This is a genomic window from Caldicellulosiruptor bescii DSM 6725, assembly GCF_000022325.1.
GTDB lineage: Bacteria > Bacillota > Thermoanaerobacteria > Caldicellulosiruptorales > Caldicellulosiruptoraceae > Caldicellulosiruptor > Caldicellulosiruptor bescii.
Genome location: NC_012034.1, coordinates 2,670,860 through 2,684,110, shown reverse-complemented (window position 1 = coordinate 2,684,110; position 13,251 = coordinate 2,670,860). Strand labels below are relative to the sequence as shown.

The 13,251-nt window shown below is 37.4% G+C and carries 12 protein-coding genes and 1 pseudogene; 11 read left to right on the top strand and 2 right to left on the bottom strand.

Annotation, left to right across the window (positions count from 1 at the left end):
- Positions 1–75: 75 nt before the first annotated feature.
- Both ATHE_RS12925 and ATHE_RS14700 read left to right on the top strand, forming a co-directional pair.
- Entirely contained in the window at positions 76–492 is a 417-nt protein-coding gene (locus ATHE_RS12925) for a bacteriohemerythrin (RefSeq protein ID WP_015908879.1), read from the top strand.
- Positions 493–908: 416 nt separating this feature from the next.
- Positions 909–1,784, top strand: coding sequence for a hypothetical protein (locus ATHE_RS14700; RefSeq protein ID WP_079583428.1), 876 nt, complete (start codon positions 909–911; stop codon positions 1,782–1,784).
- Here ATHE_RS14700 and ATHE_RS12920 read toward each other — a convergent pair.
- Positions 1,701–2,912: pseudogene (locus tag ATHE_RS12920) on the bottom strand (IS256 family transposase). The gene ATHE_RS14700 and the pseudogene ATHE_RS12920 overlap by 84 nt on opposite strands.
- A gap of 106 nt (positions 2,913–3,018) precedes the next feature.
- Here ATHE_RS12920 and ATHE_RS12915 point away from each other — a divergent pair.
- On the top strand, positions 3,019–3,345 hold the full coding sequence (locus ATHE_RS12915) for an RCC1 domain-containing protein (protein WP_232422020.1): 327 nt from the start codon (positions 3,019–3,021) through the stop codon (positions 3,343–3,345).
- A gap of 126 nt (positions 3,346–3,471) precedes the next feature.
- On the opposite strand, the gene ATHE_RS12910 is transcribed toward ATHE_RS12915, so the two are convergent.
- A complete protein-coding gene (locus ATHE_RS12910; protein WP_015908877.1) occupies positions 3,472–4,419 on the bottom strand; it encodes an AAA family ATPase in 948 nt (315 codons plus the stop codon).
- Positions 4,420–4,684: 265 nt separating this feature from the next.
- Between ATHE_RS12910 and ATHE_RS12905 the strand changes: the two genes are divergently transcribed.
- The 8 genes from ATHE_RS12905 (at position 4,685) to ATHE_RS12870 (ending at position 13,215) form a co-directional block, all read left to right on the top strand.
- Complete coding sequence (locus tag ATHE_RS12905; protein ID WP_015908876.1) at positions 4,685–5,140, top strand: VOC family protein; 456 nt, start codon at positions 4,685–4,687, stop codon at positions 5,138–5,140.
- A 33-nt stretch (positions 5,141–5,173) separates the two neighbouring features.
- Positions 5,174–5,818 carry a ThuA domain-containing protein gene (locus ATHE_RS12900; protein WP_015908875.1) on the top strand — a complete coding sequence of 215 codons (645 nt, stop codon included), beginning with the start codon at positions 5,174–5,176 and terminating at the stop codon, positions 5,816–5,818.
- Between the two features lie 177 nt (positions 5,819–5,995).
- On the top strand, positions 5,996–7,168 hold the full coding sequence (locus ATHE_RS12895; RefSeq protein WP_015908874.1) for an AGE family epimerase/isomerase: 1,173 nt from the start codon (positions 5,996–5,998) through the stop codon (positions 7,166–7,168).
- Between the two features lie 103 nt (positions 7,169–7,271).
- The gene (locus tag ATHE_RS12890; RefSeq protein ID WP_015908873.1) at positions 7,272–8,225 is read left to right on the top strand and encodes a substrate-binding domain-containing protein; all 954 of its coding nucleotides are present in this window, start codon (positions 7,272–7,274) and stop codon (positions 8,223–8,225) included.
- 126 nt (positions 8,226–8,351) lie between these two features.
- The gene (locus tag ATHE_RS12885) at positions 8,352–9,338 is read left to right on the top strand and encodes a glycoside hydrolase family 130 protein (protein WP_015908872.1); all 987 of its coding nucleotides are present in this window, start codon (positions 8,352–8,354) and stop codon (positions 9,336–9,338) included.
- A gap of 248 nt (positions 9,339–9,586) precedes the next feature.
- Positions 9,587–11,233 (top strand): ABC transporter substrate-binding protein, encoded by a 1,647-nt coding sequence (locus ATHE_RS12880; protein WP_015908871.1) that lies wholly within the window; start codon positions 9,587–9,589, stop codon positions 11,231–11,233.
- 124 nt (positions 11,234–11,357) lie between these two features.
- Positions 11,358–12,284, top strand: a complete 927-nt coding sequence (locus tag ATHE_RS12875) for an ABC transporter permease (RefSeq protein ID WP_015908870.1) — start codon at positions 11,358–11,360, stop codon at positions 12,282–12,284.
- A 28-nt stretch (positions 12,285–12,312) separates the two neighbouring features.
- Positions 12,313–13,215 (top strand): carbohydrate ABC transporter permease, encoded by a 903-nt coding sequence (locus tag ATHE_RS12870; RefSeq protein WP_015908869.1) that lies wholly within the window; start codon positions 12,313–12,315, stop codon positions 13,213–13,215.
- Positions 13,216–13,251 lie beyond the last annotated feature (36 nt).

Genomic DNA, 13,251 nt, shown 5'->3' with positions numbered 1-13,251 from the left:
CAGTATAATATTTTTAAAAAAGTTGCTGAGAGAAATAATACCGAAAAAGAAATATTAGAGAGAGGGTGATTGGAAGTGTCGCAGATAGAATGGAAAGAACAGTATACTTTAGGCAATAAAGATTTAGACGAGGATATCAAAAAAATTGTTGAGAGAATGAATAAAATTTTACATGCCTATGAACAGCCTGAAAGTCAAAAAGATGTTTTAGAAGAGCTACGCTTTTTGGGGAATGAATTAGCTATTAGTTTTTCACGTCAAGAATATCGCATGAAGGAGTATTTGTATCCGCCCTATTTTTCACACAAGAGAGAACACGACAGCTTTCTTGAAAAATATAAAAAGTATCGAGAGGAAGCAGGAAAGGAAGGAGAGTTAGTAGCTGCTGTTATGAAGATAAGAGGGATTATTGAAGAGTGGTTAGAGAACCATGTAATTGTAGAGGATAAGAAACTAGTAGCTTTTTTAAAAAAGAAGGAGCAGGGGATGTAGACAAAAGGTTCAAGAACCTGCAAAAGCTATCTGCCACAATGGTAGACAGCTTTTTGTTTATAAGATATCAGGCTTTTTCTGTAAAGGTCAATATCAAAGTGTTTTTTTCCAAGGTCAGTTGAAAGCAGTATCTTAGTCATTTGAAATCATATTTGATTTGAGTATTACCTACGCATATTTATTAAATCTAAAAACATGCAGAAGCAAGCAATAGATGGATACCTATATATACTATAGGCAAGGATAACATTGACAGAATAAATGAACTGGATGTTTCCGAGCATGTTAAAACAGATATCACCAATGCTGTTAACAGCGGGAAGATAGTAATAATACCGCAAAAAGAGATAAGGTACTACAACTGGCAGGGAGCAGGTTATATAGTTTTAGATCCGGAAACTGGCGCAGCAGGATACATGATAAGCGGAGGGCTTGCAGGTGGTTCTGCAGCTATTGATGTTATGGTTGCGCTGGTTAGTTTAACTACACTTGCTTGGGCTATATTTGATGTACTGCAAATATCTTGTGCTTTAATTGCTGCAACCAATCCGCTTTTAGCAATTATATTCTATTCATTGTTTGTAATCAGCACAATCAATCTCATTATGACGTTAGAAACAATAATTTTGTACTGGGAGACAAGAGATTATGAATATGCAAGCCAACTGTTTGGCGAGTTGATACTAAATATTGCTACATTTGGAGTATTTAAGGTAATTGAATATTTAGTATCGGGTATTATGACGTTATTCAAGACGGTAAAAAATCAACTGGATGAGATAGCCCAGATAGCTGAACAATTTGGAGATGAAGTTGCTGAAGTTGCAGCAAGATACGGTCCTGATGCGATTGAGGCTATAAAGAGGTATGGTCCAGATGCTGCGAGGGTGATCAACAATTATGGTGATAGTGCAGTAAAAGCTATGGCAAGAGGTATTGACCCTGCGCTTATTGAAAAAATGGACAGTTTAGCTGTTAAGGTAAATAAGCTTGAAAAATTCAAGATACTATCTCGTGAAGCAGCTCTCAAAGTTGTTGAGGTAGTGGAAACAATAAAGGACTACTTGAAAACATCTGTGGGAAGAGTTTTTGAAAAGATTAGGTCTGTGTACAGGATTGAAGATGAGTTAGATTTAACAACAGTGGATGGATGTGAATTTGGCTTATCAAGGGCAAGAGACTTGTCAAGAATTTTGTGTTTCCAATTTTTAATGCAAATTATAGAGTTGGGTTATGTTGTTAATGCATTTTCTAATGCTGGGAACTCCATTTTTCCATTTTGTACGGCGTAAGTTCTCCCGCTGTAAGTAAATATTAATTTCTAAGACTTCAACAGACTGAAAGTATCCACCTGAATTTACTCTAATCTTTTCAATCATGCTATTTACACTTTCAACGGCGTTTGTGGTGTAGATATGCTTCCTTAATTCCTCAGGGTATTTCATATGGGCAAGATAAAACTCTGCTTTTTCTGATATTGCTTTAATAAATCGAGGATATTTTGAAAGGTATCCATTACAAAGTTCTTTAAATTTCAGTACAGCTTCGTCAAAATCGGAGGAAGAAATTCTAAGTCTGTCTAAACTCTTGTTAAAAGCTGAAGCATCCTCTTTTGTCATATGTTTTCTGCTATTTCATTGGAGGTGGACAAAAGCAAGCTCAAGGTCAGCAAGAGGATAAACAAGTTTGGCAACATCTATAATACCAGGAAAGTCATCACTTATGACAATTAGAATCTCTTTTAGCCCTCTTGTAATTAAGTCTTCAAAAACTTTCATCCAATCAGCCTTATTTTCTTTGCCGAAGAAAGTGTAGACACCGAAAATGTCTTTTTTACCTTTCTTGAGTCGATACCGAGGACAACATAACAAGTAGCTTGTTTAACCTTAGAATTATCCTTAACTTCACAATGATAACCATCGATGATGAGAGCAAAAGCACTTGTTGGTAGTTCTCTTTGTTTGAATAACTGAAGCTCATTTTTAAGGTCTTCTTTGATTTTTAGTATTTCATTTTCGGAATATGGAAGATTCAAAGCTTTCAAAGTCTGGACAAGGGAACGCTCAAGAATGACCATTGATGTACTTGCGACATAAGCAGGGAAGTAGATAAACTATCAACTCTTTTGTAGCGGAAAGAAGAGGATAGAAGGTCGGAAATTCTAAGGGCGTGTGCGAGGGACAGAGATTTCAAACTACATAGCAGGTGTTGCAAGTTTTCTCTCATAGAAGCCATTGCCTTTGTCGTTTTCGTTTTTAGCAAGGTAAACAGTTCTTTCTGATAACATAAAGCAATCGAGCAAGTTTTACTTTTAGCTGTTTTAGAGCTGGGCGAGTAGGATCATCCTTGGAGCAATACATATTTAGCACTTGTTCGATAGCCATATTTTTAGCGGTCTCAAAAATTTCATTTTTCTCCATAATCGTGAACCCCCTTTGGTGATTATTTCAATACTAATTATACAGTGGACACAATTTTATTTTAACTCCCTTCCCTGTGCTTATTGAGAGAGAGTTATTGGAAGATGTGAGGATGATAGCGGCTGGGTATAAGCATGCACTGGTGGTGAAAGGAGATGGCAGTGTGTGGGCATGGGGTATGAACAGGAGAGGACAGCTTGGAGATGGGACTGTAGTGAGCAAGGTTTTTCCTGTTAGAGTGAAGGGGATAGAAGGAGTTGTATCGATATCAGGAGGAGGCTGGCACACAGTAGCAGTTAAGGAAGATGGGAGTATCTGGGGCTGGGGATTTAACTATTTTGGGCAGGTAGGCAGCAGGGATGGTGTTGTGAGGGAAGAGGATTATGTAATAACAACTCCTGTTGAGGTTTTTGATAAATCTTTCTTTGGTTGATATTATTAGCCTGAAGTGAGAAAATTTGAAGCAAGAGGCGAATAGAGTATTATTTAGCTTTTGATGTGATGTTGCAAGGATAGTATGCTTATTCATTGTGCAAATAAATATAACAACTAAATGTTTTCAAAAAGCGAAATTCTCACTTGGCACTGGTACCTTTTCAAGTATCTCGTTTATCACATCTGACGACTTTGTGTTTTTGATTATATATTGATTTTTGAGAAGAATCCTGTGGCTGAGGACAAAAGGAGCTAAGTACTTGACAAAATCAGGAAGAACAAAATCGTAGCCTCGGACAGCGGCAAGGCTTTGAGATGCACGCATAAGAGCAATGAAGCTTCTGTTGCTTGCAGGAAGCTGAACCATTTCGTGTTCTCTTGTGCTTTGACAAATTTCGTATATATAAGATAGAATATCTTCGTTTACATACACCTCTTTTATCTTTTCCTGAATCTTTATTACCTCATCCTTTGCTACCACAGGTTCGATCTCATCAAGAGGATTTTTTTCTCTGAACCTTGTGAGCATCTTTATAGTCTCTTCTTTGTTTGTATATCCTAAACTGAGCTTTATCAAAAACCTGTCAAGCTGCGCCTCAGGGAGAGGATATGTTCCCTGAATTTCAATAGGGTTTTGAGTAGCAATAACAAAAAATGGGTCTTCTAACTTATGTGTGATACCGTCAATTGTCACCTGTCTTTCTTCCATGCATTCAAGAAGACTTGACTGTGTTCTTGGCGTTGCCCTATTTATTTCATCAGCCAGCAGTATATTTGTGAAAATTGGACCTGGTCTGAACTCAAACTCTTGTGTTTTCATGTTGAAGTAGTATATACCTGTCAGATCTGATGGCAGAAGGTCTGGCGTGAACTGAATTCTTTTGAAACTGCAATTTATAGATTTTGCAAGAGCCTTTGATAGCATTGTTTTTCCTGTGCCCGGGACGTCCTCTAAAAGAACATGCCCACCGGCAAAGAGAGATGTTATTACAAGCTCAATTTGAGCTTCTTTTCCCACAATCACCTTTGATATGTTTTGGATAATCCTTCTTGCAACGTTGGCTATCTCCATTTCTCATTCCTACCCTCTTTTTAAATCTTTTTATTAAAATTTTGACCTTACTATGTTTTATTTAAACTTACATGCCCTACCTACAAGATTATTTTACCTCTTTTATGTAGTTATTTCAATGAACTGGGATCAGATTAAACTTACAAAATATTGAGAGCTGTTTTATCGAAAATGTGCAAAAACAAAGCAGAAATTTGTATACCCATAACTTAACAAAGTGAGATACAATATTGTCATGTAAACAATTTCAAAGGAGGCATAAAAGGTGGCGAACGAGATTTTGGGAACAGATGTTGTTGTCCAGATAGGAATAATTGTTAAAGACATTGAAAAGACAGCAAAAGACTTTGCACAGTTTTTTGGAGTTGAGGTTCCACAGATTATCGAAACCGAAGAGTATGAGAAAACTCACACAGAGTATAGAGGAAAGCCTACAAATGCCAGAGCAAAACTTGCATTTTTCAGAAACTTCAAAAACATAGAGATTGAGCTGATTGAGCCAGATGAGAATCCTTCTACATGGAGAGAGTTTTTGGATACTCACGGTGAGGGTATTCACCATATTGGTGTATTTGTGAAGAACATGGATGAGAAGATTGAAAATCTTAAAAAAGAAGGAATTGAAGTTGTTCAAAAAGGGGATTACACAGGTGGAAGATATGCTTACATGGAAAGTACCAATAAGCTCAAATTTATCTTGGAACTTTTAGAAAACTTTTAAAATATTTATTGAGGGAAGTGGGGAGAAATAATTATGAAAAAAATCTTAGCCTTACTTGGAGATTTTTACCACAGTCATGACAACCTGCTCAAAGCCTTACAGCAAGCCACAAGTACTGCTTTAGATAACTGCGAGATAATAGATGCATCAATTGAAAACTTTGAGGAGTTTCTTTCTCAAAATCCAGATGCAATTGTAATCTCTGCAGAAAACAGGGTAAATCCACAAGACGAAATTGTAAAGTGCTGGATGACAGAGAAGGTGGAAAATAGAATAAAAGAGTATGTTGAAGGCGGTGGAAGGCTTTTTGTATGGCACTCAGGGCTTGCCTCATACCCTGAAGAAGGGGAGTTTTGCCAACTTGTGAGAGGGTATTTTAAGTTTCATCCAGAGAAGCACAAACCTGTAAGATATCACTCTTTCCAAAAAGTTGTTCTTGGCAGCAAAGGGTTTGACTTCACAATTGTGGATGAACACTATTTTGTTTTTTGCAACAAAGAAAATACTAACATCTATCTTTACTCTGAATCAGAGGATGGCAGTTCAATTGCAGGATGGTGGCACAATTTTGGCAAGGGTAAAGTGGTTACACTTACACCTGCTCACAGAGAAGATGGGCTTTTAGATAATAACTTCCAGGAACTTCTCAAAGCAGTTTTGACCTTTCTTTTCAAGTAGGACTTTCGAAATATAAATAATAAATAAAAGTTTTCAAGGGCTTATCCAGCTACAGCTTTGGATGAGCCCTTTTTTAAAAAAAACAATTGACAGAATATAAAAAAACAATTAATATAGAAATATAAAGTGAACGATTAAGTAACCTATTTACTAAACTTTTAAGTGAGCTGGTAAAAAATGGATATTACAAAGTTTAAGGAAGATTTAAAAGCACATCTTGAAGAAAAGATTGTACCATTTTGGCAAAGTTTAAAGGACGACGAATTTGGTGGCTACTATGGATATATGGACTTTAATCTTAACATTCACAGAAAAGCTCAAAAAGGTTGTATTTTGAATTCGAGGATATTGTGGTTTTTCTCAGCATGTTACAATGTACTGAAAAATGAAAAATGCAAAGAGCTGGCTTTTCATGCGTTTGAATTTTTAAAAAACAAGTTTTGGGACAAAGAGTATGAAGGACTTTTCTGGAATGTATCCCATAAAGGTGTGCCCGTTGATATGACAAAACATGTTTATGTTCAGGCTTTTGGCATATACGGACTTTCGGAGTACTATGAAGCATCTGGTGACAAAGAAGCTCTTCAAATGGCAAAGAAGCTTTTCGAGATTTTAGAGACAAAATGCAAAAGGGAAAATGGATATACAGAACAGTTTGAGAGAAACTGGCAAGAAAAAGAAAACAGGTTTTTGAGCGAAAATGGAGTAATTGCCTCAAAAACAATGAACACGCATCTTCATGTACTGGAGAGCTACACAAACCTTTACAAGGTTTTGAGAACTAAAGATGTGTATGAAGCGCTTGAGTGGATTGTAAGACTCTTTGTTGACAAGATTTACAAAAAAGGTACAGGTCACTTCAAGGTATTCTGCGATGATAACTGGAACGAACTTATAAAAGCAGTATCATATGGACATGACATTGAAGCAAGTTGGCTTTTGGACGAAGCTGCCAGGTATCTGAAGGATGAAAAGTTAAAAGAGGAGGTTGAAAAGCTCACATTAGAGGTTGCGCAAGTAACTTTAAAAGAAGCCTTTGATGGGCAAAGCCTTATAAACGAGATGGTAGAGGACAGGGTTGACAGGAGCAAAATCTGGTGGGTTGAGGCAGAGACTGTTGTTGGATTTTTCAATGCATATCAAAAGTCAAAAGAGGAAAAATTTTTAGATGCAGCCATCAAGACATGGAAGTTCATAGAAGAGCATCTTGTTGACAAAAGAAAAAATTCTGAGTGGCTATGGAAAGTAAGTGAGGATTTAAAAGCTTTGGATATGCCAATTGTTGAACCGTGGAAGTGTCCATATCACAACGGTAGAATGTGTTTGGAGATAATAAAGAGAGTTGGTTGAAAATTTTAAGCTTGACCCTGTAAAGTTACAAAGAAATAAAGTATAATAGAAAGTAAAAAAGAAAAGGCTTGTAAAGCCTATTTTGAAGGGGAATAAAAAGACCATGGACAAGAGAATTACTATGAAAGACATTGCCGAAAAGCTTGGTGTTTCCAAAGTAACTGTTTCAAAAGCGCTCAAAGACAGTCCTGATATCAGTTCATCCCTGAAAGAAAAAATCATAAAGACTGCCCAGGAGATGGGTTATATCTACAATGCAAAGGGCAGGATGCTAAGAGAAAACTTAACATATTCCATCGGTGTGATATCATCAGAAAAGTATTATGGCAAAGACGACTATTTCTACATAGACCTTTACAAGCATCTTTCAAACAGTTTAGAGAAGCTTGGCTTTACAACAACCTTCAACATTATAAGCCAGTCAGACGAAAATGAGCTTTCTGTACCAAACGCGCTTTTGGAACAAAAAGTAGACGGTGTTGTTATTTTGGGTCAGATGAGTCTTGATTACATTCAAAAGGTTTTAAGTTACAATTACCCGACAGTGTTTTTAGACTTTTACTGTGACAGGTTTAACGTTGACTGTGTCATCACAGACAACTTTTTTGCAACATACGAGATAACCAACATGTTAATAGAGCATGGTCACACCAAAATTGGGTTTGTAGGGAACATCTACGCAACAAGCAGTATCCAGGACAGGTTCCTGGGTTTTTACAAGGCGCTTTTGGAGAACAAGATAGATCTCAACAAAGACTGGATAATAAAAGACAGGGATGACAACAACAATTTCATAGATATTGTATTGCCCAAAAACCTTCCGACGGCATTTGTCTGTAACTGTGACAAGACTGCTTATCTTACAATAGAGAAGCTAAAATTAAGTGGCTACAAGGTGCCGGATGATGTTTCGGTGGTGGGGTTTGATGATAGCCTTCACGCAGTGCTTTCACAGCCCAAAATTACTACAGTCCGTGTGAATTTGGAAGAGATGGGCAGAAGAACAGCCAAGATGATGGTTGAAAAGATAAAGCAAGGGGAAAAGCAATTATGGTAAGATGCTCATAAAAGGCAAAATTATCGTAAGAGAGTCAGTTAAGGCTTTGAAATAACACTTTGTTAACATGGTCGGATAACATTTTAAATTCACATAAATCAAAAAATATGGAGGAGGAAAGAGCTAATGGATATCAAAATAATAGGGCAATCACTTCCAAACATGCCATGGGAAGAGAGGCCAAAAGACTGCAAAGACATTGTATGGAGGTCTAAACACAACCCAATTATCAAGAGAAATCAGGCAAAAGATGCAAACAGCATCTTCAACAGCGCAGTTGTTCCATTCAAAGATGGTTTTGCAGGAGTTTTTAGAGTAGATGATAGGGCAAGAAGAATGAACATCAGACGTGGGTTTAGCAAGGATGGTTACAACTGGGAGATTGACGATGAACCAATCAACTTTATCCAGCAGACAAGAGACCCGCTTGTAAGTGAGTATAAATACGACCCAAGAGTAACTTTCATAGAAGATAGATACTATATCACATGGTGCAATGGCTATCATGGTCCGACAATTGGTGTTGGCTATACATTCGACTTTGAAAAATTTTATCAGATTGAAAATGCGTTTTTGCCTTACAACAGAAACGGTGTACTTTTCCCGAGGAAAATAAACGGCAAATACGCTATGTTATCCCGCCCATCAGATACGGGGCACACACCATTTGGTGATATATTCTACAGCGAAAGCCCTGATATGATTCACTGGGGTTGCCACAGACATGTAATGTCAGCAGGCTATACTCCATGGCAGTCGCTCAAAATAGGGGCAGGGCCTACACCAATTGAAACAAGCGAAGGATGGCTGCTAATTTATCACGGTGTACTTCTTTCATGCAATGGTTATGTATACAGCTTTGGTGCAGCGCTTTTAGATTTGGAAAAACCATGGATTGTGAAAGCAAGATCAAAATCTTATCTTCTTTCACCACAAGAGTATTATGAATGTGTTGGCGATGTTCCAAACGTAGTGTTTCCATGCGCAACACTTTGCGACGCTAGCACAGGAAGGCTTGCAATATATTATGGCGGTGCTGATACTGTTGTAAACCTTGCATTTGCTTATGTTCAGGATATAATTGAACTTCTCAAAAGAGAGAGCCAGGAATAAAAAATATTGATGATAAAAACATACAAAAAAAGGCCGGCAGCAGAACAAGGCTGCTGGCCTTTTTGATTTTGTGATGTTTTCCAAACTTGAAATTGGTTTATTTACTGGTAAAGTAAAATCTAAAATCTACAGTATAAAATATTAAATCTCTCGGGTTGTTAAATATGCACCACAAAATTTATAATGAATATGTAGTTGTTTTGCAGTTTTTCTATGCAAAAATTACATTCTAGAAAGGAGGATTGATTATGTTTAAAAGAAGAGTTGCTTTATTGGTTGCTATTGCCTTTTTGATAACCATCATTGTTCCAGGGTTTTTAAGTACTCCAACAAAGGCAGTAGCAGCATCTAAAAACCCAATAGTTTTTAAGATTTATTGGGGTGATTCTAATGCAGAGCCGGTTGATGTGTGGAAGACACCAATTGGTAAAAAGGTTGAACAAATAACAGGTGTAAGGCTTCAATTTGAATTTATTGTTGGCAGTGACGAGGAAACAAAGGCAGGTATCATGCTTGCAAGTGGCGACTTGCCAGACTTAATCAATGCACACAATGTTGTAAACAAGTTTATTGAAGCAGGAGCTTTAGTTCCACTGGATAATTACATTGCTAAGTACGGCAAGAACATCAAAAAGTGGTATGATACAAAAGCGCTTAAAAAACTCAAATATCCAAAGGATGGGCACATTTACTATCTCACACCTTTCAGAGAAGAGTCTGACCCGCTCTATTCGTTTGCTGGTTTTTGGCTGCCTATATACGTTCTGAAAGAAAACAAATGGCCAGTTGTAAGAGATATTGACACATATTTTAAGATTGTAAAAGATACTGTCAAGAAACATCCAACATACAATGGAAAGCCAACGATAGGTTTTACAGCGCTGACTGATAGCTGGAGAATTTATGTACTGATGCAACAGCCGCTGAGGCTTGAAGGCTATCCGAACGATGGTGGCTGGCTGATCGACGAAAAGACTGGAGTTGTAAAAGACAGCTATACAATGCCATATGCAAAGACATATTACAAAATACTCAACCAGATGTGGAACGAAGGTCTTCTTGACAAAGAGATGTTCTCACAAAACTATGATCAGTACTTAGCAAAGATTTCGTCAGGTAGGGTTGTTGGTTTTTATGATGAAAGATGGCAGATACAGTCTGCAATAGACTCTCTTGAAAAACAAGGACTTTATGACAGAATTCCAATTGCAATGCCAGTGCTCAAGAAAGGCGTAAAGAGAGATAGATACAACGTGGTTACAATGGGAACAGGTGCCGGAATATCAATTACAAAAAAGTGCAAGGACCCGGTTGCAGCCTTCAAGTTCTTGGACAGAATGGCTGGCGAGGATATCTTGAAACTCATCAACTGGGGTATCCAAGGCCAGGATTACTATGTAAAGAATGGTAAAATGTACAAGGATGCAAAACAGATTCAAAACTACATGAACCCAGATTACAGAAAGAAACAGGGCATTGGCGGAAATATCTGGTTTGCATTCCCAAGACCACCGTTTGACTGGACATATTCAGACAAGAGCGGAAAGATTTCTTGGGACTATTCAGACCAGGCATTAGAGCAGAGGTACAAACCATATGAAAAGGAAGTTTTGAAAGCTTATAAGATTAAGTCGTTCAAAGACTTGTTCTCACCAACATGGAACTCACCGTACGGATATGGCTGGGATATCAAGCTCCCAGACGACCTGCAGGCAATCCAGAACCAGGCTGATGACTTGCAGAGAAGGTACATCACAAAAGCTATAATGGCAAAACCGGGTGATTACGATAAGATTTGGAATGAATACCTTAGCAAGATGAAGAACATTCCTATCAAGAAGGTAATTGACTTTAGACAAAAAGAGATCCAGAGAAGACTCAAAGAGTGGAACTAATTAGTTGTTTATAACAGTAAATTTAATCTTGAAATTTTAAAGCTCACGGAACACCTAATTCTACAGGTGTTCCGTGAGTATTTAGTTTAATTGACGCTACAAGCTTTTAAGGAGGAAAAGAAAAATGCAGTCATCTAAGAAAGGAATCTTTTCAACAATCTACAACCAGCGCCAGCTAATTGTTCTTACATTTCCTTTTTTAATTATGGTGCTAATTTTTAACTACTTTCCACTGTGGGGCTGGCTTTTGGCATTCAAAGACTACAAACCGTATCTTGGTTTTCAAAATTCAGAGTGGGTTGGATTTAAAAACTTTGTGGACCTGTTTTCAGACGTTTATTTTTTCCAGGCGCTTAGAAATACCTTGGTCATAAGTTTTTTGAAACTAATATTCAATTTTTTGTCATCCATTACATTTGCAATACTTTTGAATGAGATTAAAAACATGCTGTTTAAAAGGACAGTGCAGACAATCTCCTACCTTCCACACTTTGTTTCATGGGTTGTAGCAGCAAATATTGTATACACAGTGCTTTCACCTGACTATGGGATAATAAACGAACTTCTTGTCAAATTCCATATTCTAAAAGAACCAATTAACTTTTTGGGCGAACCTAAATATTTCTGGTTAATAGCACCAATTACTGAGGTCTGGAAAGAGATGGGTTGGAATGCAATTATATACTTGGCTGCAATGACTAACATTGACCCGCAGCTTTATGAAGCTGCAAGCATAGACGGTGCAGGCAGGCTAAAGAGAATATGGTATATAACCTTGCCAGGTATTCTACCCACAGTCAAGATTCTTCTTATCATGAACGTTGGATGGATTTTGAACGCTGGGTTTGAACAGATGTACCTTTTGCAAAGACCATCAACCTTGGACTATTCAGATATCCTTGAGACATACATTTTGAGGTATGGTATTGGCAGTGGAAGATGGTCATATGCAACAGCAGCTGGTATTTTCAACTCTGTTGTAAGCCTTATTCTTGTTACAACTGCAAACAGAATAGCATCTAAGATTGGTGAAGGCGAAAGGGTATTTTAAAAAACTTTACTGAGAGGTGTTTTAGAAAGTGCAAACGTCAGCAAAGTACAGGACAACAGAGGATTTGGTCATTGACATTGTGGTATACACAGTTATGATAATCGTGATGATAGCTACTTTATATCCTTTTTGGAATATACTTGCTATTTCACTTAACGATGCGCTTGATTCCATAAGAGGTGGAATATATCTGTGGCCAAGAAAATTTACACTCAACAACTATAGAGTCATCCTCAGCAATCCTGACATATACCATGCAACGCTCATATCAGTTTTGAGAGCTGTTATAGGAAGCCTCACAAATGTTCTTTCATGTTTGATGGTTGCGTATGGAATTAGCCGAAAGGACTATATATTCAGAAAGTTTATCTCCAGAGTTATAGTGTTTACAATGTATTTTAGCGGCGGTCTTATACCCACATACCTTCTTATGAAAAATCTTCATCTTGTTGGAACGTTTTGGGTGTACATTTTGCCTGGTATGGTAAGCGCGTTCAATATAATTGTGATAAGAAGCTATATAGACGGGCTTCCTCAAAGTCTTATTGAGTCAGCTAAGATTGACGGTGCAAGCGAATACAGGATACTGTTCCAGATAATAATACCGCTTTGCCTTCCTGTTTTGGCAACTGTTACACTTTGGGTTGCGGTTGGTCAGTGGAATTCATGGTTTGATACATTTCTATACAACTCTGGAAAGCCAGAATTGTCTACTTTGCAGTTTGAGCTTCAAAAGATTTTACAGTCTGTTCAGTCTGCTTCAACAAACCCCGACTTTTCAGCATCACTTACATCTTCTGGCAGGACTGTAACACCAACTGCTATCCGTGCAACTATGACAATAGTTGCAACACTGCCCATACTTTTTGTATATCCGTTCCTACAAAGATACTTTATACATGGTCTTACAATTGGTAGTATAAAAGAGTAAAGAAGAATATGTTATAATTAAATCAATATTCTTCTT

Bases quoted from the DNA above. Each gene is read 5' to 3' on its own strand.
- ATHE_RS14700 (WP_079583428.1), top strand. From the start codon at position 909: ATGATAAGCGGAGGGCTTGCAGGTGGTTCTGCAGCTATTGATGTTATG.
- ATHE_RS12910 (WP_015908877.1), bottom strand. From the start codon at position 4,419: ATGGAGATAGCCAACGTTGCAAGAAGGATTATCCAAAACATATCAAAG.
- ATHE_RS12900 (WP_015908875.1), top strand. From the start codon at position 5,174: ATGAAAAAAATCTTAGCCTTACTTGGAGATTTTTACCACAGTCATGAC.
- ATHE_RS12895 (WP_015908874.1), top strand. From the start codon at position 5,996: ATGGATATTACAAAGTTTAAGGAAGATTTAAAAGCACATCTTGAAGAA.
- ATHE_RS12890 (WP_015908873.1), top strand. From the start codon at position 7,272: ATGGACAAGAGAATTACTATGAAAGACATTGCCGAAAAGCTTGGTGTT.
- ATHE_RS12885 (WP_015908872.1), top strand. From the start codon at position 8,352: ATGGATATCAAAATAATAGGGCAATCACTTCCAAACATGCCATGGGAA.
- ATHE_RS12880 (WP_015908871.1), top strand. From the start codon at position 9,587: ATGTTTAAAAGAAGAGTTGCTTTATTGGTTGCTATTGCCTTTTTGATA.
- ATHE_RS12875 (WP_015908870.1), top strand. From the start codon at position 11,358: ATGCAGTCATCTAAGAAAGGAATCTTTTCAACAATCTACAACCAGCGC.